The sequence below is a fragment of the Paraburkholderia sp. USG1 genome (genome assembly GCF_031570135.1).
In the GTDB taxonomy this organism is placed as follows: domain Bacteria; phylum Pseudomonadota; class Gammaproteobacteria; order Burkholderiales; family Burkholderiaceae; genus Paraburkholderia; species Paraburkholderia dioscoreae.
The window spans coordinates 1-26349 of record NZ_JAMWXW010000039.1; the positions used below are offsets into that span (position 1 = coordinate 1).

General features: G+C 65.1%; 24 protein-coding genes. 15 read left to right on the forward strand and 9 right to left on the reverse strand.

What is annotated here, in order from left to right:
• Window positions 1–105: 105 nt before the first annotated feature.
• Entirely contained in the window at window positions 106–909 is an 804-nt protein-coding gene (gene rcoM / locus NE850_RS34545; RefSeq protein ID WP_007181868.1) for a heme-containing CO-sensing transcriptional regulator RcoM, read from the reverse strand.
• A gap of 366 nt (window positions 910–1275) precedes the next feature.
• Here rcoM and NE850_RS34550 point away from each other — a divergent pair, with 366 nt between their 5' ends.
• From NE850_RS34550 to NE850_RS34585, 8 genes are all read left to right on the forward strand, one after another.
• Window positions 1276–2142 (forward strand): xanthine dehydrogenase family protein subunit M, encoded by an 867-nt coding sequence (locus NE850_RS34550; RefSeq protein ID WP_007181869.1) that lies wholly within the window; start codon window positions 1276–1278, stop codon window positions 2140–2142.
• Between the two features lie 25 nt (window positions 2143–2167).
• On the forward strand, window positions 2168–2689 hold the full coding sequence (locus NE850_RS34555) for a (2Fe-2S)-binding protein (RefSeq protein ID WP_007181870.1): 522 nt from the start codon (window positions 2168–2170) through the stop codon (window positions 2687–2689).
• 16 nt (window positions 2690–2705) lie between these two features.
• Complete coding sequence (locus NE850_RS34560) at window positions 2706–5117, forward strand: aerobic carbon-monoxide dehydrogenase large subunit (RefSeq protein ID WP_007181871.1); 2412 nt, start codon at window positions 2706–2708, stop codon at window positions 5115–5117.
• A gap of 100 nt (window positions 5118–5217) precedes the next feature.
• The gene (locus tag NE850_RS34565; RefSeq protein ID WP_007181872.1) at window positions 5218–5844 is read left to right on the forward strand and encodes an SRPBCC family protein; all 627 of its coding nucleotides are present in this window, start codon (window positions 5218–5220) and stop codon (window positions 5842–5844) included.
• A gap of 15 nt (window positions 5845–5859) precedes the next feature.
• Entirely contained in the window at window positions 5860–6753 is an 894-nt protein-coding gene (locus tag NE850_RS34570; protein WP_165186013.1) for a MoxR family ATPase, read from the forward strand.
• Window positions 6747–7955 (forward strand): VWA domain-containing protein, encoded by a 1209-nt coding sequence (locus NE850_RS34575; protein WP_007181874.1) that lies wholly within the window; start codon window positions 6747–6749, stop codon window positions 7953–7955. Before NE850_RS34570 ends, NE850_RS34575 begins: the two co-directional genes overlap by 7 nt.
• A 10-nt stretch (window positions 7956–7965) precedes the next feature.
• Window positions 7966–9027, forward strand: a complete 1062-nt coding sequence (locus NE850_RS34580) for an XdhC family protein (RefSeq protein ID WP_310699995.1) — start codon at window positions 7966–7968, stop codon at window positions 9025–9027.
• Window positions 9024–9674 (forward strand): NTP transferase domain-containing protein, encoded by a 651-nt coding sequence (locus tag NE850_RS34585; protein WP_007181876.1) that lies wholly within the window; start codon window positions 9024–9026, stop codon window positions 9672–9674. The genes NE850_RS34580 and NE850_RS34585 overlap by 4 nt, the downstream gene beginning before the upstream one ends.
• Before the next feature lie 47 nt (window positions 9675–9721).
• Here NE850_RS34585 and NE850_RS34590 read toward each other — a convergent pair whose 3' ends face one another.
• From NE850_RS34590 to NE850_RS34620, 8 genes are all read right to left on the reverse strand, one after another.
• Complete coding sequence (locus NE850_RS34590) at window positions 9722–11275, reverse strand: phospholipase D family protein (protein ID WP_310699996.1); 1554 nt, start codon at window positions 11273–11275, stop codon at window positions 9722–9724.
• Between the two features lie 124 nt (window positions 11276–11399).
• On the reverse strand, window positions 11400–11855 hold the full coding sequence (locus tag NE850_RS39555) for a TauD/TfdA dioxygenase family protein (protein WP_405044915.1): 456 nt from the start codon (window positions 11853–11855) through the stop codon (window positions 11400–11402).
• Window positions 11737–12351, reverse strand: coding sequence for a TauD/TfdA dioxygenase family protein (locus NE850_RS39560; RefSeq protein WP_405044914.1), 615 nt, complete (start codon window positions 12349–12351; stop codon window positions 11737–11739). The genes NE850_RS39555 and NE850_RS39560 overlap by 119 nt, the downstream gene beginning before the upstream one ends.
• Window positions 12352–12441: 90 nt before the next feature.
• Window positions 12442–13818: an LLM class flavin-dependent oxidoreductase gene (locus NE850_RS34600; protein WP_007181879.1), complete on the reverse strand. Its 1377-nt coding sequence runs from the start codon at window positions 13816–13818 to the stop codon at window positions 12442–12444.
• A gap of 46 nt (window positions 13819–13864) precedes the next feature.
• The gene (locus NE850_RS34605; protein WP_165186006.1) at window positions 13865–14731 is read right to left on the reverse strand and encodes an ABC transporter ATP-binding protein; all 867 of its coding nucleotides are present in this window, start codon (window positions 14729–14731) and stop codon (window positions 13865–13867) included.
• Between the two features lie 34 nt (window positions 14732–14765).
• Window positions 14766–15644, reverse strand: a complete 879-nt coding sequence (locus NE850_RS34610; protein ID WP_007181881.1) for an ABC transporter permease — start codon at window positions 15642–15644, stop codon at window positions 14766–14768.
• A gap of 120 nt (window positions 15645–15764) precedes the next feature.
• Window positions 15765–16616, reverse strand: coding sequence for an ABC transporter permease (locus tag NE850_RS34615; protein ID WP_007181882.1), 852 nt, complete (start codon window positions 16614–16616; stop codon window positions 15765–15767).
• Between the two features lie 32 nt (window positions 16617–16648).
• Window positions 16649–17716 carry an ABC transporter substrate-binding protein gene (locus NE850_RS34620; RefSeq protein WP_007181883.1) on the reverse strand — a complete coding sequence of 356 codons (1068 nt, stop codon included), beginning with the start codon at window positions 17714–17716 and terminating at the stop codon, window positions 16649–16651.
• Between the two features lie 300 nt (window positions 17717–18016).
• Between NE850_RS34620 and NE850_RS34625 the strand changes: the two genes are divergently transcribed.
• The 7 genes from NE850_RS34625 to NE850_RS34655 all read left to right on the forward strand — a co-directional run bounded on the left by NE850_RS34625 (window position 18017) and on the right by NE850_RS34655 (window position 26017).
• A complete protein-coding gene (locus tag NE850_RS34625) occupies window positions 18017–19516 on the forward strand; it encodes an MFS transporter (protein ID WP_165186002.1) in 1500 nt (499 codons plus the stop codon).
• A gap of 164 nt (window positions 19517–19680) precedes the next feature.
• On the forward strand, window positions 19681–21135 hold the full coding sequence (locus NE850_RS34630; RefSeq protein ID WP_310699999.1) for a SidA/IucD/PvdA family monooxygenase: 1455 nt from the start codon (window positions 19681–19683) through the stop codon (window positions 21133–21135).
• A 56-nt stretch (window positions 21136–21191) separates the two neighbouring features.
• Window positions 21192–22253, forward strand: a complete 1062-nt coding sequence (locus tag NE850_RS34635; protein ID WP_007181886.1) for an ABC transporter permease — start codon at window positions 21192–21194, stop codon at window positions 22251–22253.
• On the forward strand, window positions 22247–23077 hold the full coding sequence (locus NE850_RS34640; protein WP_007181887.1) for an ABC transporter ATP-binding protein: 831 nt from the start codon (window positions 22247–22249) through the stop codon (window positions 23075–23077). Before NE850_RS34635 ends, NE850_RS34640 begins: the two co-directional genes overlap by 7 nt.
• Window positions 23078–23118: 41 nt before the next feature.
• The gene (locus NE850_RS34645) at window positions 23119–24156 is read left to right on the forward strand and encodes an ABC transporter substrate-binding protein (protein ID WP_007181888.1); all 1038 of its coding nucleotides are present in this window, start codon (window positions 23119–23121) and stop codon (window positions 24154–24156) included.
• 12 nt (window positions 24157–24168) lie between these two features.
• Window positions 24169–25446: a sulfite dehydrogenase gene (gene soxC / locus NE850_RS34650; protein ID WP_165185999.1), complete on the forward strand. Its 1278-nt coding sequence runs from the start codon at window positions 24169–24171 to the stop codon at window positions 25444–25446.
• Window positions 25439–26017: a c-type cytochrome gene (locus NE850_RS34655; RefSeq protein WP_007181890.1), complete on the forward strand. Its 579-nt coding sequence runs from the start codon at window positions 25439–25441 to the stop codon at window positions 26015–26017. The genes soxC and NE850_RS34655 overlap by 8 nt, the downstream gene beginning before the upstream one ends.
• Window positions 26018–26349 lie beyond the last annotated feature (332 nt).

The window sequence follows — 26349 nt, forward strand, 5'->3', positions numbered from 1 at the left end:
GCCCCGGCCCCGGCCCCGATCGCGGCGTGGCTCAAGCTTGCCAAGGGTTCTGACATGCCCGATACATGCCCGCGCCGCGACGGAAGCGCGCTCGCCATCACCTTCTCAAACCACTCCGAGAAGCTCCTTCAGTTGCGCCGTTCGCGAGCGGCTGACCGGCACCTGGGTCTGTTCCGCGTCGTCCATGACGAGATTGACGCTCTCGTCCAGTTTGACCAGCTCGACCGCATATTGCAGGCTCACAATATGGCTGCGATGAACGCGCAGATAAATGCTGCTGTCGAGGCGCAGCTCCAGGTCGGCCAGTGAAAGATTGGACAGGTAGCGGTCGTCTCGCGTCACGATCGTCGTGTAGTGGCCGTCGCCCTGAAAGCGCACGATATCCTTCAGATCGAGCAGGATCACGCGGTTTTTCCGGTACACGGGAATCTTGAAGAGGCGTCTCGGCGAGGGCGCGCTGCCGCCTGCCGGCAGGCCGGACGGTTCGGTGGTCAGATCGGTGACGTCGTAGAAGATCATGCAGGTGCCGCACGCGCCGCCGGCGGCAATCATGCTGGACACCTTGATCATCAGGATGCGGTCGGGGATGTTGATCATCATCGCTACCGGCGGCGGCGACTTGACCGGGCAGCCACCCACGTCTTTCGACTGCAGCAGGAAGCGCAGCTTGTCGCGGCTTTTCTCCGGGTGCAGTTGCACCACGTCGATGCCGAACAGACTATCCTGCGTCACGCCTAGCGATTGCTCGCCGGCCGGCCCGAGAATTTGCAGCGCGACGTCGTTGAATGCCGTGACGCGGCCGTGCTGGTCCAGCCAGACGATCCCCGGATTGAACTGCTCGAGTTTGTGCTGGAACGTCTCCGCGCGGCGCTCGGCCGCCGATACGGAAGCGGGCTCAGACGATTTCATGCGGGCTCTCCTGTCCTCATGGGGCTGTCCACGTTCTCAGTCGATTTTTATCTGCCAGTCTCTGTATCTGCCGATTTTCGCGCAAATTTCCGGGTCGTTCACGCAGGTAAACCCGCCATTCGGGAAACCGGCGTCAAATGGCCCGTTGCGTAGTGAAATCGCGCTTTCTGCCGCGCGCGAGCGAACGAGCGCCGTAACGGCCGCATCAGCCGGGCGGTTCGGGTTTCATGTACGTTTTCCGGTAGTTGGCGCGCGTGAACCGCCGTTCGGGAAATTGCGTTGAATTGCTGCATTGCATTGTGAAATCCTTGACCAAAGGCCCGTGACGTTTCCGGTCGTGCGCCTTTGACAACAAAGGAGGCCAGTGTGATCCCCCGCCCGTTCGAATACCATGCTCCCCGAAGTCTGCCGGAAGCCATCGCGCTGCTCAGCGAATATGGCGACGAAGCGAAGCTGCTGGCCGGCGGCCACAGTTTGCTGCCCATGATGAAGCTGCGTTTTGCCGAGCCCGCTCATCTGATCGATCTGGGCAAGCTCAGCGAACTCAAGGGCATTCGCGAATCGGGCGGCGAAATCCGCATCGGCGCAATGACGACCGAGAACGAATTGATCTGGTCTGAACTGCTGCAAACGAAGTGTCCGTTGATCGTCGAGGGCGCGCGGCAGATTTCCGATCCGCAGGTACGTTACCGGGGCACGCTCGGCGGCGACCTTTCGCATGGCGATCCGGGCAACGACCACCCCGCGCTGATGATGGCGCTGGGTGCATCATTCGTGCTGGCAGGCGGACAGGGCGAACGCGTCGTGCCGGCCGACGGTTTCTTTCTCGGCACGTACACGACGCAGCTCGAACCCGGCGAAATCATGACGGAGATCCGCATTCCGACGCCGGCGCCGGGCACCGGTTATTGCTACGCCAAGCTCAAGCGCAAAACCGGCGACTTCGCGACGGCCGCCGCGGCGGTCACGCTGCGAATCAGCGCGGGAGCGGTCAGCGACGTGCGGATTGCTCTGACCAATGTTGCCGAGACCGCACTGCGTGCGAGCGACGCGGAGCACGCGCTGCAGGGCAAACCGCTGGATGACGCCACGCTCGCCGAAGCCGTCCGTCTGGCGATGGCGGCCTGTGCGCCGGTCGCCGATCTGCGCGGCGACGCCGAATACAAAACGGCGATGGCCGGCGAGATGACGCGCCGCGCGCTGACCAGCGCCTATATGCGGGCGCTGCACTGAACGCGGTTTCCAGGAGACAAGCGACATGAGCAAAAAAATCATGGTGTCGTTCAATCTGAACGGCAAGGAGACGGACGTGATAGTGGAGCCGCGCGAGCTGCTGATTCATACGCTGCGCGAAAAGTGCCTGCACACCGGGCCGCATATCGGCTGCGAGACCTCGCACTGCGGCGCCTGCACCGTCGACTTCAACGGCATGTCGGTCAAGTCCTGCACGGTATTGACCGTGCAGGCCGAAGGCGCCGAGGTGCTGAGCGTCGAAGGCCTCGCGCAAGGCGGCGAGCTGCATGCGCTGCAGGAAGGCTTCATGCAGGAGCATGGGCTGCAATGCGGCTTCTGTACGCCGGGCATGCTGATGCGGGCCTATCGGCTGTTGCAGGAAAATCCCGATCCGAGCGAAGAGGAGATCCGTTACTGGATGGCGGGCAACCTGTGCCGCTGTACGGGCTATCAGAACATCGTGAAGGCGGTGCAGTACGCGGCGCGCAAGCTGCGGGGCGAAGCGGTGGAGACATCGCATCCGCTGATGACAGCGGACACCCACTGACGACCGGGAGAACGTGATGGGCAATCTCGACACCAATCTCGATCGTCTCGCCGCGCTGGAAGGCATGGGCTGCTCGCGCAAACGCCGCGAAGATCCGCGCTTCATCCAGGGCAAGGGCACGTATGTCGATGACGTGAAGATGCCGGGCATGCTGTTCGGCGTGATGGTGCGCAGTCCCTATGCGCATGCCCGCGTGAAGAAGATCGACAAGTCGCGCGCGCTCGCGCACCCTGGCGTACACGCGGTGCTGACCGCCGACGACCTGAAGCCGCTCAAACTCCACTGGATGCCGACGCTGGCCGGCGACGTGCAAGCCGTGCTGGCCGATGAAAAGGTCTGCTTCCAGAATCAGGAAGTCGCGTTCGTGGTGGCCGACGACCGCTATGTGGCGGCAGACGCCGCGGAACTCGTGGAAGTGGAGTACGAGGAACTGCCCGCCGTGGTCGATCCGCTGACGGCGCTCGCCGCGGATGCGCCGGTGATCCGCGAGGACATTCAGGACAAGCAGGCCGGTGCGCACGGCGCGCGCAAGCACCCGAATCACATCTTCACCTGGCAGGTCGGCGACAAGGACAAGACCGACCGTGTGTTCGACAACGCCGAGGTCACGGTCACGCAGGACATGCTGTACCCGCGCGTGCACCCGTGTCCGCTCGAAACCTGCGGCTGCGTGGCGTCGTTCGACAAGGCGCGCGGCGACCTGACCGTCTATATCACGTCGCAGGCGCCGCATGTGGTGCGAACGGTGGTCGGCCTGCTGTCGGCGATTCCCGAGTCGAAAATCCGCATTATCTCGCCGGACATTGGCGGCGGCTTCGGCAACAAGGTCGGCGTGTATCCGGGCTACGTGACCTCGATTGTGGCGTCGATCGTGCTGGGGCGGCCGGTCAAGTGGATCGAATCGCGCGCCGAGAACCTGAGCAGCACCGCATTCGCGCGCGACTATCACATGAGCGGCGAACTGGCGGCGGATCGCGATGGCCGCATCAAGGCGCTGCGTGTGCACGTCACCGCGGATCATGGCGCGTTCGACGCCTGCGCGGACCCGACCAAATGGCCCGCCGGCATGTTCCATGTCTGTACGGGATCCTATGCGATTCCCAACGCCTTCGTCTCGGTCGACGGCGTCTATACCAACAAGTTTCCAGGCGGGGTCGCGTACCGGTGCTCGTTCAGAGTCACCGAGGCGGTCTATCTGATCGAGCGTATGGTCGACGTGCTGGCGCAAAAGCTCGGCATCGACAAAGCCGAAATCCGCTTGCGCAACTTCATCCGCAAGGAGCAGTTTCCGTACACCACGCCGCTCGGCCTGGAATACGATTCGGGCGATTACGAACCGGCGCTGAAAAAAGTGCTCGCCGCAGTCGACTACCCCGGACTGCGTGCCGAACAGGCCGCACGGCGCGCGGATCCGAATGCCGAATGGCTGCTGGGCATCGGCGTCGTGAACTTTACCGAGATCGTCGGCGCCGGGCCGTCGAAAATGTGCGACATCCTCGGCGTGGGCATGTTCGATTCATGCGAGATTCGCGTGCATCCCGACGGCTCCGCCATTGCGCGCATGGGGACGATCACGCAGGGACAGGGGCATCAGACCACTTACGCGCAGATCATCGCGTCAGAAGCGGGAATTCCGGCGTCGGTGATTACGGTCGAAGAAGGCGATACGTCCACCGCGCCTTATGGCCTCGGCACCTACGGCTCGCGTTCCACGCCGGTGGCGGGCGCGGCGATCGCGCGCGCGTCGCGCAAGATTCGCGAGAAGGCCCGGCAGATCGCCGCGCATCTGCTCGAAGCCAGCCCTGGCGACGTCGAGTTCGATCTCGACCGCTTTGTCCTCAAAGGCTCGCCGGGCCAGTTCAAAACCATCAAGGAAGTGGCGTGGGCGGCGTACAACAACGTGCCCGACGGGCTTGAGATGGGCCTCGAAGCCGTCGATTACTACGACCCGCCCAACTTCACGTTCCCGTTCGGCGCATACGTCTGTGTGCTGGAGGTGAACCGCTACACCGGCGAAACGCGGGTGCGCCGCTTCTACGCGCTCGACGATTGCGGCACGCGGATCAATCCGATGATCATCGAAGGACAGATCCACGGCGGTTTGACCGAAGGCTTCGCGGTGGCGATGGGGCAGGAGTTGCCCTACGACGAGGCTGGCAATCTGCTGGGCGCGACGCTGATGGATTACTTCGTGCCGACATCAGTGGAAACGCCGCACTGGGAGACCGATTTCACGGTGACGCCGTCGCCGCATCATCCGATCGGTGCGAAGGGCGTGGCGGAATCGCCGCACGTGGGCTCGATTCCGTGCTTTACGGCGGCGATGGTCGATGCGTTCGCGCACCTGGGCGTCACGCATATGAACATGCCGCACAACGCATATCGCGTCTGGCAGCAGTGCCGTGCGCTAGGACTCACGCGCCAGTGACGCCTGCCTGTATGCCGGGCTAACGACATACAGGCAGGCACGCCGGCAGGCCCACGGGCAGACACGCAGGCAGCGCGCAACACAGGCAAAGGATGGTCCGATGAAAGTCGTGCTCGAAAAAGTATTTCCGCTGGCCGCCACGGCGGACAGCGCGTGGCAACTGATGCAGGATATCGAGGCGGTGGCCGGCTGCATGCCGGGCGCGAAGATCACCGAACGCATCGACGACACGCATTACAAAGGGACGATCACGGTGCGGCTTGGACCGGCCACCATGTCGTTCAAGGGCGATATCGAGGTGCTGGATCTCGACCCGGCGGCGCGCAGCCTGCATCTGACCGGCAAGGGCGCGGACGCGACCGGCACCTCGGCGGCCTCGATGGATCTGGTCGCCGCGGTGCAGGCGAGTGGCGAGACCTGCGAGCTGACCGGCAGAAGCGAAGTGACGATGAGCGGCAAGGCCGCTTCGCTCGGCGGCCGGCTAATGGGCCCGGTGTCGGAGCAGATGCTCAAGCAGTTCGTGGCGAACTTCGCGGCGCGGCTGCCGGCTTTGCCGGCGCAGCAGAGCGCGTCGCCCGCCGGCACGGCGGCGGCAAACTCGCAGCCGCCGCAGCCGTCCGTCACGCCTGAAGCCGCCGCGCAGCCTTCCGAACTGAACGGCCTCGCGCTCGCATGGGCCGTGATACGCGAGTGGCTGCGGGGGCTTTTCTCCCGCAAGACGGCTTGAGGACGCGAAGCGATCATGGCCACCGACCGCATGCACGACGTCGTCGATCTGCAGGCGCGGCTTGCGCAGCACGGCTTTATCGCCGAGCGCAGCTTTGCCGCGACCTTGCTGCTGACGATGGAAATGCGCCGGCCGTTGCTGCTCGAAGGCGAGGCCGGCGTCGGCAAGACGGAGGTCGCCAAGGCGCTCGCGCGGCTGCTGGACACGCGGCTGATCCGCCTGCAATGCTATGAAGGGCTCGACGCGCATTCCGCGCTCTATGAATGGAACTACCAGCATCAACTGCTGGCGATCAAACTGCTCGAACAGGACGACCGGCCGATCCCCGACAAGGAGCAGGACATTTTCTCCGAGCGCTATCTGCTCAAACGGCCACTGCTCGAAGCGATCACCACGACGCCGGCACCCGTGTTGCTGATCGACGAAATCGACCGGACCGACGAAGCGTTCGAAGCCTATCTGCTGGAGTTGCTTTCCGACTTCCAGATGTCGATTCCGGAGTTGGGCGTGATACGTGCCGCGGAGCGGCCGTTCGTGATTCTGACCTCCAACGGCACGCGCGAAATCTCCGACGCGTTGCGGCGCCGCTGCCTGTATCAGTACGTCGACTATCCGGGCTTCGACAAGGAACTGCTGATCGTGCGCACCCAGATTCCCGACGTGCCGGAGAAGCTGGCGCGGCAGATGGTCGAATTCGTCCAGTCGGTCAGGCAAATGGATCTGCGCAAAAAACCCGGTCTTGCCGAAACGCTCGACTGGGTTGCCGCGTTGCTGCGCCTCGGCGTCAGCGCGATCGATGCGGACGGCGTCGAGCGGATCATGGATTCACTCGCCGCGCTCGTCAAAACACGCGAGGACCAGGCTGGCCTGACCCGGCCGGTTGTCGAAAAACTGGTGGCGTCATGCTGACCGGCATCGACCGCGCCGACGTGCGGCGCCCTCCGCCATCGAGCCTCGAAGAAGCACTGGTGGCCCGCTATGCCGGTTTTGCCGGCTGGCTGCGCACGAACGATTTTCATGTGACGAGCAGCGATGTGGCCGCCTCGATGGAAATCGCGCTGCGCATGGGCCAACTGGACAGCCAGGTGCTGCGCTGGAGCCTGCGCGCGTTGCTCTGCTCGCGTGCGCAGGAGTGGCGGCGCTTCGACGAACTGTTCGACGCGTATTTCCTCGCGCCGAACCGCCGCAAACTGGTCGAAACGCGGGCGGGCGGTGCGGGTCGCATCGAACGGGACAATGGCGCGGGGCTGCGCGACGGCAGCGAAGGCATGCCGCTCTCTCTGGCAAGCGGAGGCGACGGCGCCGCGGCGCTGCCCAACGGCAGCACGGCCGGGCAGGGCGCCAGTCTTGAGGCGTCGTTGGGCTACGCGGATTTCCGCCATCTGAACCAGCCCGACGAACTGTTCGCGATCGACGCCGCGATCCGCCGTTTCGCGCAGCGTCTGCAAGGCATCCAGTTGCGCCGCGAGCGGCGCGCGAACGCCGGCCGCGTGATCGACATGGCGTGGACGGTGCGCCGCAGCGTATCGCGCGGCGGCCTGCCGCTCGACCTGGGCTGGCGCCGCAAGCGGCGGCTGCGGCCGCGCATCGTGCTGCTGCTGGACGTGAGCCGCTCCATGAGCCTGTACAGCTTTTTCTATCTGCGGCTTGCGCGCGTGTTGAGCGCGCGGGTGTCCGACGTGCATTGCTTCATCTTTCACACGCGGCTGGTGGGCGTCGAGCAGGCGCTGCGCGACCCGGACCCGTGGCGCTCGCAGGAGCGCCTGCAATTGCTGTCGGCAGGGTGGGCGGGCGGCACGCGCATCGGCGACAGTCTCGACGAATTCAACCAGCGGCATGCCACGCGGCTGCTGCACTCGCGCACGGCTGTGGTGGTGGTCAGCGACGGTTACGACGCCGGTGAACCCGCGCGCCTCGAACAGGCGCTTGCCACGATGCGGCGCCGCTGCCGGTGTCTGGTGTGGCTCAACCCGCTGGCAAGCCGCACCGATTTCACGCCGGCCAGCGCCGGCATGCAGGCGGCGCTTCCCTATGTCGACCTGCTGGCCGGCGCACGCGATCTGGCGAGCCTCGAACGCGTGCTGCCGCAAGTGCTGTCGGTTTTGCAATGAGCATCCTGCCATGAGCAATGAAACCCTACTCCAACTCGAACAACGGCTGATCGAAGAAGCGCAGCCGTTCGCCGTCGTGACCGTGATTCGCGCGGCGCCGCCAACCTCTGCGTGGGTAGGTGCGCAGGCGCTGGTCGAGGGCGACGGCGCGTTGCATGGCTGGATCGGCGGCGGCTGTTCGCGCTCGATCGTGGTCGCGGCCGCCCTGCAGACCATCCGCGCCGGCCAGCCCAAACGTGTGCGCATCAGTAACGAGCCGGGCAGGCCGGAAGCCGATGTCGAGGCGCACGCCATGCCCTGTGCGAGCAACGGCACGCTCGAACTGTTCATCCAGCCTACCTTGCCCGCGCCGATGGTGCTGATACTGGGTTCGACGCCCACCTCGCTCGAAGCCTGCGTGCTGGCTCAGCGAGTGGGCCTGCGCGTGGGCGCCGCGGCGAGCGTGACGGCACCGCTGGCGGCGCTCGGTCTGCCGTGGGTGAGGCAAGGCTTCGACGCGGCCGCGTTCGACCAGATCGAGCCTCAATTGATTCTGGTCGCGACTCAAGGCGACAACGACGAAGACGCACTCGAAGCCGCCTTGCGCAGTACGGCCGCCGCCGTGCTGCTGGTCGCGAGCGAGCGCAAGGCAGACCGCTTGCGCGACGCGATGCGCCGGCGCGGCATTACGCCTGAGCGCCTCGCCGCGCTGCATTCGCCCGCGGGTCCGCACATCCACGCGCGTACGCCGCAGGAGATCGCGTTGGGCGCGGTCGCGGGCCTCGTGACGCTGCGCCGTGAACTGCAGCAACAGGCCGCCGCTGCCGGGGCCGACGCATCGCATCTCGTGAGTGGCGAAACGGTGCCGGCGTTGTCGCCGTGTGAAACGTCGGCTTCGATCGAAACGCCTCGCGCGCGCTATCTGAATCCGGTGTGCGGGATGGCGGTCGAGCCTGCGTCGGCAAAGCACGTGCTCGACTACGGCGGTGAGCGTGTCTATTTTTGCTGCGACGGTTGCAAGCTCGAATTCGAACGCGCGCCCGACAAATATCTGGCGATCGCTCAAGGGCGCGCCCAGTTGGAGAAGACATGAACGACGCATGGAAGGTCGCCACGCCCGGCGAGGCGCCGACATTCTCGGCGGTGGTGCTGGCCGCCGGCCTGTCGTCCAGGATGCAAGGGCAGCATAAGCTGCTGCTGCCGCTCGATGGTCAGCCCGCCGTCAGGCGCACCGTGGGCGCGCTCGCCGGGGCAGGTCCCGCGCAAATCGTGGTCGTCACCGGTTACAAGGGACGGGCGGTGATGGAAGCGCTCGACGGCCTGCCGGTCAGCTTCCAGAGCAATCCGCGCTATGAGGAAGGGCAGATGAGCTCGGTCGCTGCGGGCGTGGCCGCCCTGACCGCGCCGTGCGGCGTGGTGATGGTGTGTCTGGGCGACCAGGTACTGCTCGACGCCACCGATTACCGCGAGTTGATCGATGCGTTCGCCGCGATGCCGCGTGGCTCGATACTCGTGCCGTTCTTCAACGGACAACGCGGCAACCCTGTGGCGTTCTCCGCGAGCTATGCCGCCGAGGTTGTCAGCGGCCACGTGAATCCGGGATGCCGCAAGCTGATCGCCGAGCATCCCGACGACGTGTTCATCCACGAAGCTGCCCATGACCGCTTTACGATCGACATGGACACGCCGGAAGATTACGCGCGCATTCTGGAGCGGCTGGCGTCGCGGGAGAGATGCTGATTCGCTTCAACATGCCGGAGCATGACATGATGCACGTGGTCTGCGCATCACAACTCCGATTCGATCGGCAACAAGCCGAGAAACCAGATACCCACACGCTTCATACCGGACACACCCGGTTCGTCGCTCTCGGTCACCTTGCCGTCCGGCGCGGTGTCGATCCACACAATGCGGCTCGTGCCGTTGGCATCCGTGCGGGTTTCGAGCCGCCACGCGATCTGATCCAGTTTCGGTTCGAGTCCATCCGCGACTTGAGCGGCGAGCGGGGCGCTTTCGCAGTACACGCCAATTTCCGTATTGAGCGTGATCGAACGGGGATCGAGATTCATCGAGCCGATGAAGACACTGGTCCTGTCGAACACATAGGTCTTGGCGTGCAGCGAGGCTTTCGAGGAACCCAGAATCGATTTCTTTTTCTCGCCGTGGTCTTCGCCAGCAACCGGCTTCAGTTCGTAGAGGTGCACGCCCGCGTCGAGCAGATCCTTGCGGTAGCGCTGATACCCCGCATGAACGGCGGCTACGTCCGTGGCGGCGAGCGAGTTCGTCAGCACCGTCACGCGCACGCCGCGCTGCGTTTGTGCGCGCATCCACGCGACGCCCTTTTTACCGGGCACGAAGTACGGCGAGATAATCAGGACTTCCTTCGCGGGCTCGATACTCAGCGCATTGAACTGCGACAGCAAATGTCCCTGGGGATCGTCCGGCGAGCGTGTGATCTTGGCGGGATCGTCGTAGAGGAGCGTGGCTTTTCCCCAGGAGAAGTCGGTCTCGCGCGCATTCAGGGTGTCGCGAAGCCGGGCTCTTGCCTGCGTGACGTACGGCGAATCGTGCTCGGACGCAACGAATGCCGTGAGCTTCGCGCGATAGCCCGGCAGCGCGTCCGGTTCGGCGGCATGACCGGTCAGATTGACGATCGGATAGGCGGCATCCGAGTTCCAGAATTCGTCGAAGGCATTGGAGACTTTGTGGACCACCGGCCCGAACGTCAGCACGTCGAGATCGCCGAAATCGACCTCGCTGGATGCGCCGAAGTATTCGTCGCCGATATTGCGGCCGCCCAGGATGGCGGCCTGATTGTCCGCGATCAGCGCCTTGTTGTGCATGCGGCGGTTGATCCGGCTGAACTCCAGCGCGGTGCCGAGCTTCTTGAAGCTGCGGCTGGCAATCGGATTGAACAGCCGTATTTCGATGTTGGGGTGTGAACTGATGGCGAGCAGAACCTGGTCGTCGGCGCCGGTGCCCAGGTCGTCCAGCAACACGCGAACCCTGACGCCGCGATCGGCCGCCTTCAGCACGGCATCGGCCAGGTGGCGGCCGGTCAGATCGTCGTGCCAGATGTAGTACTGCAGATCGAGTGTGCGCTCGGCCGCATCCGCCAGCACGATACGGGCGAGAAGGGCATCGACGCCATTGGGTAACAGCTGGAATGCGCTGCTGTCGGGATGCTTGCGCTCCTGCGGCACGAAGGCGGCGCCGAGCCGGGTGCTGTCGGTGTCCGTCAGCGCGTGCGTCGCGCTGCGCCCGGTCTGCGGCGGTAAGCTCGCGCAGGCGGACAGCACCGCGATCAGCAGGATTACCGCAATGCCACGAAACGTCGCCATGTTGTGCCCTTCGATCGCCCAGTCCGTAAGATAGCCGCAGACTGGGGTCGAGTCGAGTGAGCACTGATGGTCCGGTCAGATTGGCGCGCTCATGCCGGTCATGCCGGGCGCGGGCGTGCTCAGGTCAGTTCAATGCGACGGCCGCAGCGGCGCTCACCGGCGAGCCTTCGATAGCCACCGATTGCGTGCCGTCCGGGCCGACGGGCACGTCGCCGACCAGCGTGGTGCGATACAGTTGCCGGTCGAAGTCGAGATCGAAAATATCCGTGGGCGCGAGGTGCGCCGTTGCCCGGTTGTCCCAGAACGCGACGCTGCCGGCCTGCCATTTGAAACGCACCGTGAACTCCGGCCGCGTTACGTGTTCCCACAGCAGTTCGAGCAGCACCTGGCTTTCGCGCGGGCTCACGCCGACGATCGACTTCAGGAAGCTCGGGCTGACATAGAGCGCGCGCTCGCCCGTTTCAGGATGAACTCTGACCAGGGGATGCTCGGTGACGAGGACGCGCTGCTCGACGGCTTCGAGAAACGCCTGCGTTCCGCTCGCGCCGGCCGGCGGCGTAAAGCGGTGAATCCCGCGCAGACTGTCGACGAACGAACGAACGCAGCGGCGCCGACAGTTTCTGATACGCGGCCACCAGGTTGGTCCACTGCGTGTCGCCGCCATAGGGCGGAATCGTCACGCCGCGCAGGATCGACGCCCACGGCGGATTGACCGCCGCCGTGACGTCCGTATGCCAGCCGGTCCACGGGCGTTGCAGCGTTTGCCCCTCGAAGCGCGTGGCCTTACGGTACTTCGAGATCGAATAGACCTCCGGATGACCCTCCACGTGGCCGAACACGGGATGCCCCAAGGTCAGTTCGCCGAACTGCGCCGAGAACGCGACGTGCTGCCCGTGCGTCAGGAACTGCTCGCGAAAGAATACGACGCGCCACTTCAGAAGCGCCGCGCGAATCTCCGCGATCTGGCGCGCATCCAGCTTCTGCGTAAGATCGACGCCGTGAATCTCCGCACCGATATGCGCGGAAAGCGGCGTAACCTCGATCGACTGTACTTCCTGCACTGCGGCTGCACTCATGAATGAAAAGCTCCTGATGAAGAGAACGGTTCCAACGGCGCGAATGCCGTCGCTTTACTGGCCGCTTATCGGCCGCTCTTATCGGCCCGTTTATCGGCCGGCCGCGGCAGCGACCTGCTGCGTGGCGGAGGTGTAACGATTCGCGGGGCGCGGCAGCCCGAGATTGCCGCGCAGCGTGCCTGCCTCGTATTCCGTGCGGAACAGTCCGCGCCGCTGCAACTCAGGCACCACCAGTTCGGCGAATTCCGTCAAGCCGCCCGGCAACCACGGCGACATGATGTTGAAACCGTCGGCGCCTTCTTCTTCGAACCACTGCTGCAGTTGGTCGGCGATACTCCGCGGCGTGCCGACCACCTGCTGATGGCCGCGAGCGCCCGCAATGCGCAGATACAGATCGCGGATCGTCAGGTTTTCGCGTCGTGCGAGATCGAACAGCAGGCGTTGACGGCTCTTGCCGCCATTGGTTTCCGGCAATTCGGGCAGCGGCCCGTCCACGGGATACGATGACAGGTCGACGCCGCCCGACATGTTCGACAGCAGCGACAGACCCACGGTCGGATGAATCAGGTTCTGCAGCGCGGCGAATTTCTCTTCGGCTTCTTCCTGCGTGCGGCCGACAACCGGGAAAATGCCCGGCATGATCTTCAGATGCTCCGGCGCGCGTCCGTATTTCGCCAACCGCCCTTTGACGTCGCGATAGAACGACTGCGCTTCGTCGAGCGTCTGATGCGCGACGAAAATGACCTCGGCGGTTTGCGCCGCGAGTTCGCGCCCGGCCTCGGACGCCCCGGCCTGCACGACGACCGGCCAACCCTGCGGCGAACGCGCGACGTTCAGCGGCCCGCGTACCTTGAAATGCTTGCCGGCGTGGCCGAGCACGTGCAGCTTGTCCGGATCGAAATAGACGCCGCTTTCCTTGTCGCGGACAAACGCATCGTCTTCCCAGCTATCCCAGAGGCCCGCCACCACGTCGTAGAACTCTCTGGCGCGCTCGTAGCGGACCGCGTGATCCGGATGCCGATCGAAACTGAAATTGTGCGCCTCGGATTCCGTGCTCGACGTGACGAGATTCCAGCCCGAACGGCCACCGCTCAGATGATCGAGCGACGCGAATTTGCGCGCGAGGTTGTACGGTTCATTGAACGTGGTGGAGACCGTCGCGATCAGCCCGATATGTTTCGTCACGACCGAGAGCGCCGACAGCAACGTTAGCGGTTCGAAATGATCGGCGCGCGCGGTGCGCGACAGCGAGGGCAGATGGGTGTCGCGCACGCTCACGCTGTCGGCGAAAAAAATCGCGTCGAACCGGGCGCGCTCGGCGATCTGCGCGAGCTCTGCGTAATGCGCGAAGTCCAGTCCGCCGCCCGCATGCGCATCGGGATGCCGCCATGCGGCGATATGATGGCCCGTCTCCATCAGGAAGGCCCCCAGTCTGATCTGCCGCTTCTGCTGTTTTCCGCCGCTCATCGTTTGCTCCGTGAAGGATTGTTGTGGGTATGGGAGAGCGCGTGCATCACCATGCGAGCCGCCATTCGGTGATCGGGGCGCTCGCCGCCGGAATACGCGTGCCGTCGTGCGGCGTGTCGTCTTCGCGCGGGTCGCGTTGCGCGCCGTCATGCTCGGCGAAATCGGCCAGCACTTCGTCGCGCAAACGGATGAAGCGCGGATCGTGGCGCTCGCGCGGGCGCGGCAGCGCCACGTCGACGATCCGTTTGATGCGGCCCGGGCGCGGCGCCATCGTGACGACACGGTCGCCGAGGTAAAGCGCCTCGTCGACATCGTGCGTGACGAGAATCATCGTGATGCGTTCGTGTTCCCAGATGCGCTGCAACTCGTTCTGCAAACGGCCGCGCGTGAGCGCGTCGAGTGCGCCGAACGGTTCGTCGAGCAGCAGTACGCGCGGGCGGTTGACGAGACCGCGCGCGATCGCCACACGCTGCGCCATGCCGCCCGATAGTTGATGCGGATAGGCATGCTCAAAGCCGTCGAGGCCGACGAGCGCGATATGTTCCGCCACGGCCTCGCGTTTTTCGGCCGCGGAAAGCGGCGCATTGCGCAGCGCGGCGAGAATGTTTTGCGAAGCCGTGAGCCACGGAAACAGCCGGTGGTCCTGGAACACGATCCCGCGTTCGAGCGACGTGTCGCGAACCTTGTCGCCGGCCACCACGATGTCGCCGCTATAGTCGGTGTCGAGTCCGGCGATCAGCCGCAGCAACGTGGATTTGCCGCAGCCGCTCGAACCGAGCACGCTGACGAACTCGCCGGCGCGCACGCGCAGGCTGATGTCGTCGAGCACCGCGAGCGGCGCACCGCCTTGCTGCGCATAGCGTTTGCTGACGTGAAGAATGTCAATGCTGTCGGAGAGCGTGGAAGACGTCATGAGCGATCCGGGTGGTGAGAGTTCGGGTACGGGTTCAGCGGGTGGCGGACTGGAGCCGGCGCGCAAAGATCGCCCGCTCCACGGCACGCGCCAGCGCATTCAACGCCCAGCCCGTCACGCCGACCACGATCACGCCGAACAGCACCAGATCCATGCGGAACTGCTCGCTGCCGTCGATCAGCGTGTTGCCGATGCCGCTGCCCGCCACCAGCAGATATTCGGCGCCGAGCGTGGCGAGCCACGAATAGATCAGCGCGAGGTAAATGCCGGTGAAGATCGACGGCAGCGCGGCCGGCAGGATCACCGCGCGGATGAGCTGCCACCGCGAGTAGCGGAAAGCGCGCGCGACCTCGATATAGGCGCGCGGCACCGCGTGGATGCCGTCGCAGGTGTGCGCGGTGACGGGCAGCAGCGCGGCGAGTGACAGGAACACGACTTTCGCCGCGTCGCCCAGACCGAACCACACGGAAATCAGCGGAATCCACGCGAACAGCGAGATCTGTTTGAAGGTGTCGAAGCTCGGCCCGATCATGCGTGTCGCGAGCCGTGAGAAGCCGAGCACGCTGCCGAGCAGCAGGCCGCCGAGCGTGCCGATCACAAAGCCGCTGGCTTCGCGCGCGAGCGACGCCGAGAGCGCCTTCAGCAGCGCGCCGCCGATGATCTGCTGCCACGCGGTGGCGAGAACCTGCGCGGGGCTGACCAGCAGGCCGCTTTTGATCACGTGCGCCTCCGAGACGGCCCACCAGATCGCGATCGCGACGAGGGGCAAGACAGTGCCGCGCCAGTCGAAGCGGGCCAGCAGCGGACGGCGCGGCCGCGCCGCGCGCCGGAAGGCGGCGGGCGCGGCGCAGTCGCAGGATGCGTCGGCGGGTTTTGGCGACGGCTTGGAACGCTTGAAGCGGGCGAGAGTCATCGTGGTTTCCTCACGGGCGGCGCCTCGTGCGCATGGCTGCCGGTGGTGCGTGTTTGTGGGTAACGGTGAGCCTGGTCAGTCTTGATGCGTGTTCGTGCGCGCGGGTGTCCGCGGGTGCCATCACTCGCGAAATGCCGACGGCTGTCCGCGCCGCAAGCGCGCTTCGAGTGCGTCCAGCGCCCGATTCACCGCATAGCCGATCGCGCCGACCACGACCACCGACGCCATCACCAGGTCGAGTTGAAAGAGCTGCCGGCCGTAGACGATCAGATAGCCGAGCCCTTCGGAAGACGCCACCAGTTCGACCACCACCAGCGCGAGCCAGGCCTTGGTGAAGGCGAGCCGCACACCCGTGGCGAGCGTCGGCACGGCAGCGGGCAGAACCAGATAGACAATCCGCTGCCAGCCGCTGTATTCGAACACCCGCGCGACTTCGTCGAGCGTGGCGGGTGTTTGCCGGAACCCTTGCAGCGTGCTCAGCGTGACCGGCACGAGCGCCGCATGCGCGATCAGAATGTATTTGAGCGGTTCGCCCACGCCCACGAGCAACAGCAGAAACGGCAGCCAGCCGAGCACCGGAATCTGCACCAGCGCATTGAAGCTCGGCAGCACATAAGCCTCGAGCGTGCGCGACAGACCCAGCGCCGCGCCGAGCGCGAAGCCGAGCAGTGTGCCCGCGCCGAAACCCAGCAGCACACGCTGCAGGCTGATCAGCGTATTGCGCGCGAGATCGCCGCTCTTTGCGAGCTCCACGAGGGTGTCGAACACGCGCTCAGGCGGCGGCAGGATTTGCGGCGCGATCCAGCCGCGTTCGCAACCTACCGCCCACAGCGCGAGCAGCAGGGCGGGCAACACCCACGGCGCGAGTCGCCAGGCGAGCGCGCGCAGCCGCGGATCACGCAACAGCGACGCGTGCGGCGCGGCGGCGGGCGCGAGCCGCTCGCGTTCGACGTGGATTGCGGTTTCGCTCATCGTGATCGCTCCGGTGAGTTGGTTGGCAGGCGTTAGCTGAGCGGTTTGCCCGCGGCGTCGTAGCGCGTCCAGTAGTGGTCGAGCTTTTGTGCGCGCAGCGCGTTGTCGAGATATTTCGTTTCGAACCAGCCATCGACCTCGACAGGCTGGCGAATCAGTTTGAGCTTCAGCGCGTCGTCCGCCACGGCTTTGTAGCGCGCCACGACGAACGGATCGATCAGCGGCGAATTGCGGTCCTTCAGGCTCTGGTTCGCGAACTCGGCCTGCCACGACGAATAAGGCACGCCGCTCCTGGCCCATAGTTTGAAGAGGGCGTCGCGGTTGGCTTCGTCGGAGGACCATTGCGCGCCTTTCACGAACACGTTGACGACGCGCTGCACGACATCCGGATGCGCGTGATCGAAATCGTCGAGCACGAGCAGATGGGACTGGCGGGTGAATTGCGGCCCGTCGTTCTGCGATTCGTAGACGACTTTCGCAAGGCCCTGGTCGCGCAGCTTGTACACGTGATAATCGTTGACCGACGCGTCGATACCCTTGGACGCCAGCGCCGCGAGCGAGCTCGCGGTGTCCAGATTGATCACACGCAGGTCGCGTTCGTTCAGCTGATTGGCGGCGAGCGCGTTATCGGCGACGAGCTGCAGATTGGTGCCGCGAAAGATCGACACGCGCCGGCCTTTCAGATCCTTGATCGAACGTACATCCGAATCCGCTGGCACTGCGATCTTGATGCCGGTGCGTACGCCCGAGGCGAGCAGAAGGTGCGTTTTCAGGCCGTTGGCGCGGGCGAGCACTGCGGGCAGATCGCCCTGGAAGGCGAAGTCGAGCGATTTGTCGGCGATTGCCTCGTTGACCGCCGGGCCCGCGCCCTTGAAGAACAGCCACTCGACCTTGATGCCGTCGGCGGCGAATTCCTTTTCGAGCGACTGCTGCAACTGCACGGTCGCCGCCGGCGAGCCGCCGAACGAGGGCGGATCGCCGGTGCCTTGTTGCGCGACACCGATGCGGATCACCGCGGGTTTGTCGGCGTACGCGTGAGTCACGGCAAGCGAGAGTGTCGCCATGGCGACGAAAAACTTCAGCAGACGGAAATAGCGCATGCGCAAATACCAATCAAGGGAAGGAGGCGGGTGCAAAAAACGGGTGCAAAACGGGTGCGAAAGCTCAGGTCGGCGCCGGGCCGGAACTACACGTTAGATTCGCGTGCGCTCGAATCCAACCAATCATTGCAGATAAGAAAATCTGCAGAAGTGCGAACTGTGTCTGCTGCGCGTCGCGTCGTGGCGGTGCATCGAAGCCAGCGCGGAATTACCGATTTGCATAGTTAAATTCGTCGTTTTGCCGGCATCGATCGCATGGCTACCATGCAACGCTTCAGCCACTCATGTGAAGTCCGGATCATGTCCACTGTTGCTTTTCCATCGACCGCTGTCGACCCGCAAGCGAGCGTCGATAGCGCCGCGCGGCCCGCTGTCATCCGTAGCGCGCAAGACGTCTCGCGTATCGTCAATGCCGGCGCCGCCAAGGGCAGCAATGCGCGCATCGTGATTGCGATCGCGCTCGGCGGCGTTTTTCTGGATGCTTACGACCTGACCTCGCTCGCTTACGGGATCAAGGACATTGCGCGGCAGTTCTCGCTCTCGCCGGTGCAGGTGGGCTTCGTTTCATCGGCCATTACGTTCGGCGCGATTCTCGGCGCGCTGTTCGGCGGCTATCTGACAGATCGCATCGGACGTTATCGTGTGTTCATGGCCGACATGCTGTTCTTCGTGGTCGCGGCGATCGCGGCCGGTCTGGCGCCGAATGCGTGGGTGCTCGGCGGCGCGCGGTTTCTGATGGGTTTCGGCGTCGGGCTCGATTTGCCGGTGGCAATGGCCTTTCTCGCGGAGTTCTCGCGCGTGGCGGGCAAGGGCAACAAGGCGGCCAGCGTCGCCGCCTGGTGCCCTGCGTGGTATGCGGCCACGAGCACCTGCTATCTGCTGATTCTCGGTCTCTACGCGATTCTGCCCGAGCATCAACTCGGCTGGTTATGGCGTTTGACGCTGGCCTTCGGTGCGGTGCCCGCCATCGCGATCATTCTCGTGCGCAGCCGCTATATCAGCGAATCGCCGGTGTGGGCCGCGAATCAGGGCAATCTCGAAGAGGCCGCGCGGATTCTCAAGCGCTCGTACGGCGTGGACGCCGTGGTCGAACCCGGCGCCGTACCGGTGAAGGCGCCGCGCGCGGCGTCGTGGCGCAACTTCGGGGTGCTGTTCAACGCCACTTACCGGCGCCGCACGATTCTCGCCGCGGTGATCGGCAGTGCTTCCTCGTTCGGCTATAACGCGATCATCTTCGGCTTGCCGGTGATCATCACCAGCTTCTTTCATCAGGGTCCGCTCACCACGATCGTCGCGGCGCTAGGCCTGAATCTGGCGTTCGCATTCGTGGGCGGCCTGATCGGCGTGCGCACCGCGCCCACGGTCGGCGCCTGGAAAATGACGGTGCTCGGACACGCGCTGCAGTTCGCCTCGCTGATCGGCCTCGCGCTGATCGGCAAACCGGGCAGCGGCGCGCTCGTGGTGGTGGCGATCCTGCTGCTCGGCGGCTATCTGTTCGGGCAGGGCTTCGGACCCGGTTCCCATTCGATGACCTATGCGTCGCTCAGCTATCCGACCTCGCTGCGCGGCATCGGTGTGGGCTTCAACCAGACGCTGGTGCGCAGTGCCTCGACGGTGTCGCTGTTCCTGTTCCCTGTGCTGGCCGCCGCATTCGGTACCAAAGTGTTCTGGTTGATCGCGATTGCGCCGCTGAGTTCGCTGCTCGTGCTGCTGGTGATCCGCTGGGAGCCGTCGGGCTATGACATCGACGGTGAGGACTATACGCAGCCCGCCGTGGCAGGGGAGCCCGCGCGTGCCTGACGGGATCCGAACGCGCTGTGAACAGCAGCACGGAACAAATAAGCAAAGCGAAATTAGTTGGTTTGGGTAAGCCATCGGTGCCGCGATACTGAATTTACCGATGGCGCCTCCTTACCATCCTGGCGTTTTTGCCCGTCGTTCAATATCCTGACCGAATCGACACCATGACGGAATTCACCCATCCCGACCAGCATGCGCTCGACACATTGCGGCTGATCGGCCCCGCGCCCGACAACTGGGTGCCGCCGCGTGACGGCATCGATCATAACGTGGCGATCATCGGCGGTGGACAGACCGGGGCGGCGTTTGCTTTCGCGCTGCGGCGTGCCGGCATCGGTCAGGTCAGCGTGATCGACGCCGCGCCCGACGAAAGTCAGGCAGGCATCTGGTTGAATCGCGCGCGCATGAACAAGCTGCGTACGCCGAAAACATTGGTGGGCCCCGAAGCGGGTCTGCCGGGTCTGAGCTTTCAGGCGTGGTACGAAGCGCGCTTCGGCGCCGCTTCGTATGCGCAGATCGACCGGATTCCACGCACACGCTGGGCGGAATATCTTGCGTGGTACCGGCATTTCCTCGACATCCCGATTCGCTACGGCACACGTCTGACGCGAATCGAACCCGTGGGCGAGCATTTCGGTCTGCATCTGGAAGTGCGCGAAGGCGCCGCGGTCCGCAGCGTGGTGGAAACGGCACGCAAGATCGTGCTCAGCAACGGTGTTGCGGGCAACGGCGGCCCGAATCTTCCCGCTGTGCTGAAAGATCTGCCGCCGACGCTCTTTGCCCACACCTCGCAAGCGATCGATTTCGCGGCGCTGCGCGGCAAATCCGTGGCGGTGATCGGCGCGGCCGCGTCCGCATTCGACGCGGCCGCAACGGCGCTCGAAGCCGGCGCGGAGCAGGTGCATCTGTTCGCGCGGCGCGAGCGTATCGCGTCGGTGCCGGTAACGCGTACGCGCGCCTATCCCGGCGCGTACGACAACTATTTCCAGTTGCCCGACGCGATTCGCTGGTCGCAGGCTCGGCGCTTCCGCGAAGCCGGCTCGACGCCGCCTGCCGACGCCGTGGAGCGCGTCACGCGTTTTCCGAACTTTCATCTGCATCTCGGCGCGCCGTGGACCCAAGCCGCTGTGCGAGACAAACACGTCGAAACCCGCGTGGCGGGCGAACCGTTTGCATTCGATTTCGTGATTGCCGGCACGGGTTATGTGGTGGATCCGGCGCTGCGCCCGGAGCTCGCGGAGTTCGCCGCGCATATCCGGCTCTGGCGCGATCAGTACGTCCCCAACGAGGCTGACAGCGACGAAGCGCTGGGTTCGCATCCCTATCTCGGCGCGGGGCTCGAATACCTGGAGAAGGTGGAGGGCGCAGCGCCGTATCTGAAGCATATCCACGTCTACAACCCGGCGGCGTTCGTCAGTTTCGGCTTGCCGGTCGGCGACGTGCCAAGCATGAAGCGCAACATTCCCGCCGTGGTGCAGCGAATCAGCCGCGATCTGTTTCTCGCCGATCTGGACGCGCATGAAGCACGGTTTAACGACGACATCGGCGCGGATTTCGACGATTCGATCTATGCGCGCAGCGTCTGGCAGCGCGAGGGCGTCGACGTCGATATCGCGTGAAATCGCGCTTCGGCGTGCGCGAACGCTAATTCAACAATGCAGGAGGCTGGAACGCTATGTCCACCCAGTTCGAATCGATTGCGACGCGAGGTGCGGCCGTCGACGGGGATTCCGGCAATGCCGGGCACCGCGCGACACGGCGCGGCCTCCCGCGCGGCGTGCCGATCGCATGGCTCGCCGCGCTCGCGTGGCTGGCCAGCGCGGCACTGACCCAGTGGTGGCCGAGTCTCGACGACTGGCCGTACACGAAAACATTCATCGCGCTCAAGCTGGTGCTGGCGGCCTTCGCGGTTGCGACGGCGGTGGCGGGACGGCGCGATCCGTCAAACCGTAAGGCGGTGACGGCCACGCGCATCAGTGCATGGCTCGCCGCTATGCCCTGGCTGCTCGCGCTGGCGCTCGGCGTCAGCGTCTGGGAAGCGGTCACGGCACAACTCGAATGGCTGCCCCGACCCTTCTTCGCGCCGCCGCAAGCGCTGATCGGCGTCTATGCCGAAGACTATCCGCGGCTCGGCACGAGCGTCGTGCATTCGTTCGGCCTGCTGGCTTACGGCTACCTGCTGGGCGCGATTGCGGGTTTTGCGATCGGCGTGAGCATCGGCTGGTCGCAGGCCGTCAGTTACTGGGTGCATCCGGTTCTGCGGCTGATCGGCCCGCTGCCGGCCACCGCGTGGTTGCCGCTTGCGTTCTTCTTCTTTCCGTCCAGCTTTAGCGCGAGCGTGTTCCTGATCGCGCTGGCGACCGCGTTTCCGGTCGCCGTGCTGACATGGTCGGGCGTGGCCGGCGTCAACTCCGCGTACTACGACATTGCGCGCACGCTCGGCGCGAGACCGTCTTTCCTGATCCTGCGCGTCGCGATTCCGGCCGCGTTGCCCTCGGTGTTCGTCGGGCTGTTCATGGGGCTCGGCGCGTCGTTCTCGGTGCTGATCGTCGCCGAGATGATGGGCGTGAAAGCGGGGCTCGGCTGGTATCTGCAATGGGCGCAAGGCTGGGCGGCGTATTCGAATATGTACGCCGCGCTGCTGGTGATGGCGCTGATGTGCTCCGGTCTGATCACGTTGCTGTTTCGCGTGCGTGACCGCCTGCTGGCCTGGCAAAAAGGACTGCTCAAATGGTAGCCGTACCCGAGGTATTGAATCAGCCGGCCGCCGCGGCGCCCGTTCGCGACGGCGCGCGTATCGACGTGCGTCACGTGAGCCAGCGTTTCGCGCTGCGCGGCGCCGCGTTGCCCGTTCTGCAGGACGTCAGTTTCGCCGTCGAGCCGGGCGAGTTCGTCGCGCTGCTCGGCCCGAGCGGCTGCGGCAAGTCCACCTTGCTGCGGCTGGTGGCCGGGCTCGATACGCCGACGCAGGGCGGCGTGCAGGCCGACGGCGCCGCGATCACGGGCCCCGATCCGTCGCGCGTGGTGGTGTTCCAGGATCCGACCTTGTACCCGTGGCGCACGGTGCGCGGCAATGTCGGTGTCGGGCCGCAGGCGCAGCGCAGAGGCTTTGCCCGGCGCGGCGCTGCGCAGGACGCACGGGTGCAGCAGCGCATCGATGCCGCGCTGGAACTGGTCGGCCTGACCGAATTCGCCGAAGCGTTTCCGCATCAGTTGTCCGGCGGCATGGCGCAGCGCGTGGCGCTGGCCCGCGCGCTCGTCAACGATCCGGCGCTGCTGGTGCTGGACGAGCCGTTCGGTAAGCTCGATTCCCTGACGCGCATCCGCATGCAGAACGAACTGGCGCGACTCTGGCAGGACGCGCGGTTCTCCGTGCTGCTGGTGACGCACGACGTGGAAGAGGCGCTGCTGCTGGCGAACCGCGTGATCGTCTTCAGCGAGCGGCCGGCGCGGGTGATCGCCGAAGTCCGCAACGACGCGCCGTATCCGCGCCATCGCGACGACCCGAAGCTGGTAGCCCTGCGCCGCGAGGTGCTCGCCCAACTTGGTCTGGATACCTGAACGAACAGAACAATCGATAGACGACCTGAGGAAGACCCACCATGAATCCGTACGATCAAGCTCCGCCGAACCCGGCGCGCCGCGCATGGTTGCGCAAGACGGCCTGGAGCGCGGGCGCCGCGGCGCTGGGCGGCACGATACTGATGCCCGGCCCGCTGACCTTTGCGCAAACGCCGCAGGCTCCGCTCAAGCCGCTCAAGCTCTCGTGGAATGCAGGCGCGATCTGTACCGCACCCGTGGCCGTAGCGGTCAAGCAGGGTTTTTTCGAACGTCACGGCTTGCAGGTCGAACTCGTGAATTTTTCCGGCTCGACCGACCAGTTGCTGGAAGCGATCGCCACCGGCAAGTCCGACGCGGGCGTCGGCATGGCGCTGCGCTGGATCAAACCGCTGGAGCAGGGCTTCGACGTGAAACTGACCGCCGGGATTCACGGCGGCTGTATGCGTTTGCTGGCCACGCGGGCCTCGGGCATCGTCGATGTGGCGGGGCTGAAGGGCCGCACGATCGGCGTCAGCGATATGGCGAGTCCGACCAAGAATTTCTTTGCCATCGTGCTGAAGAAAATCGGCGTGGATCCGGATCGCGACGTGAACTGGCGCCAGTATCCGGCCAATCTGCTGGGCGAGGCGCTGAAGAAGGGCGAAGTGCAGGCCATCGCGGACGGCGACCCGACCATCTGGACGATCCGCGAGTCCGACCATCTCTACGAAGTGTCGAACAATCTGTGCGGCGAATACCAGACGCGCGCGTGCTGCGTGCTCGGCGTGCGCGGCTCGCTGGTGCGAAAGGATCGCGCCACCGCGCAGGCCTTGACCCAGGCGCTGCTCGAAGCCACCGAGTGGACCGCGAATCATCCCGCGGACGCGGCCGCGATTTTCTCGGTCTATACGCCGTCCGCCGACGTGGGCCAACTGACCGCAATGCTCAAGAGCCACACCGATCACCATCATCCGGTCGGCGACGCGTTCAAGAAAGAGATTTCGCTCTATGCCGATGACCTGAAAGCGGTCGGCGTGCTGAATAGCGGCACCGATTCGAATCGCCTCGCGGACCGGGTGTTCTCGAATGTGCTGGCTTGACGGCGAGGCGTGATGCCGTTACGTATTTCAAAGCCCGACACGCCGCCCTCGCGCGGCCGCCGTCGATTGCTCGGCCGTCTGGCGGCCGGCGGCCTTGCCGTTTCGCATGCCGCGGCGGCGAGCGAACTGCTCAAGCCGCTCGACGTCGCACCTTCGAGCCGCGTGCCTGGCGCGCCTATTCTCGAGCATCCTTATGGCGTGCCTTCGCCGCACGAAGCGGACGTCGTGCGGCGCAGCGCGCGAGCGTGGCCGCTGCCCGGCGCGGCTTCGTCGATGACGCCGCTCGCGGATCTGCACGGCACGCTCACGCCCAACGGTCTGGTCTATGAGCGCCATCATGGCGGCGTGCCCGACATCGATCCCGATCAGCACCGGCTGGCGATTCATGGCCTCGTACGCGCGCCGAAACTGTTCACGCTCGACGACCTGCTGCGCCTGCCGTCCGAATCGCGGATTCATTTTCTCGAATGCTCCGGTAATACCGGCAACGAATGGAATGGTCCGAGCGGCATGCCGTTGCAACTCACGCACGGTCTGCTGTCGTGCTGCGAATGGACCGGCGTGCGCTTATCCACTTTGCTGGAAGAGGTGGGCGGCGTTTCGGTGTCCGGTAACGCAGCCGGCGGCGGCTGGTTGCTCGCGGAGGGCGCCGACGCCGCCGCGATGACGCGCAGCCTGCCGCTCGATCGCATCCTCGACCTGGCACTCGTGGTCTATGCGCAAAACGGCGAGCGCCTGCGCCCGGAGAACGGTTATCCGCTGCGGCTGATCGTTCCCGGCTTCGAGGGCAATACCAACGTCAAGTGGCTGCGCCGGCTGAAAGTGGTCGACGCGCCATTGCAAACGCGCGAGGAAACCTCGAAGTACACGAGCCTGCTTGCGAACGGCAAGGCGCGTCAGTTCGCCTTCGAGATGGATGCGAAGTCGGTGATTACGCGGCCGTCGCCAGGCCATCGGCTCACCACGCAGGGTTATTACCCGATTACCGGTCTTGCGTGGTCCGGACGCGGCACGATCCGCAAGGTCGAGGTCTCGACCGATGGCGGCGCAACGTGGCGTGCCGCGCGTCTGGTCGGCGCGATTCATGATCGCGCGCTCACGCGTTTCGAAGCGGACTGGCGCTGGGACGGCGGTGCTGCCGCCATCCTCTCGCGTGCCACGGATTCGACCGGCTATCTGCAGCCGACACGCGCCGAACTCGTCGCCGCGCGCGGCCTGAATTCGCAATACCACTACAACGCAATCCAGCAATGGCGCGTGGACGAGAGCGGCGAGGTGCGCAATGCGTGACGGCCACCGCAAACCTGCGCCGGCGCGCATGGCGTTGGCCGTGTTGCTGTCGCTGGCGGCGCTGGCGTCCTGTGCATCGACCACGCCGATCGCACGGAATGCCGGCGCGGCTCATGATATCGGCACACCGCTCACCGATCAGGATCTCGCCGCGTGGAACATCGACGTCGCACCGGATGGCCGCGGCCTGCCCGCGGGCAGCGGCGACGTCGCGACCGGCGCGCACCTGTTCGCCGCGAAGTGCGCCGCGTGTCACGGCGCGCAGGGCCAGGGCGGTCTCGGCGACCCGCTGGTGGGCGGCCAGGGCTCGCTTGCGAGCGCGAAGCCGAAGCGCACCGTGGGCAGCTACTGGCCCTATGCGACGACGCTCTTCGACTATATCCGCCGCGCAATGCCGTACAACGCCCCCGAGTCGCTCTCTGCCGACGAGGTGTATGCGGTGAGCGCGTTTCTGCTCAACCAGAACGGCATCGTGCCGGCGAATACGCGGCTCGACGCTGCGTCTCTGCCACGCGTGGTCATGCCCAATCGCGGCGGCTTCGTGGCTGATCCCCGTCCGGGGCAATTGTGACCGGTTCGCGCCGGATAACGGGCGGAGTTGGTGTCCCCAGTTAGCGGCGCGTGTGGAGAAGAGCGACAGTCCCACGCCGTACCGCGACATTTGCAACGACCCGGCACGCTAACGTCGGTTCTCGTTGTAGCAGTTATTCAGTTCCCCACGTGAAGCAGGCTCCCCGACACTCGACCTGTGCCGTCCACCACCGCTGTCCGTACGGAAGGCGCAATCGTGGACTTTCATCGCCGCGGCACATTTATCGTGTTCCTTCTCGTGGGAGAACCGTATGGAAATCAGCCGCACCTATGCATCGTCGTACCCAGTGGAACCACGCGGCCAACCGGGCC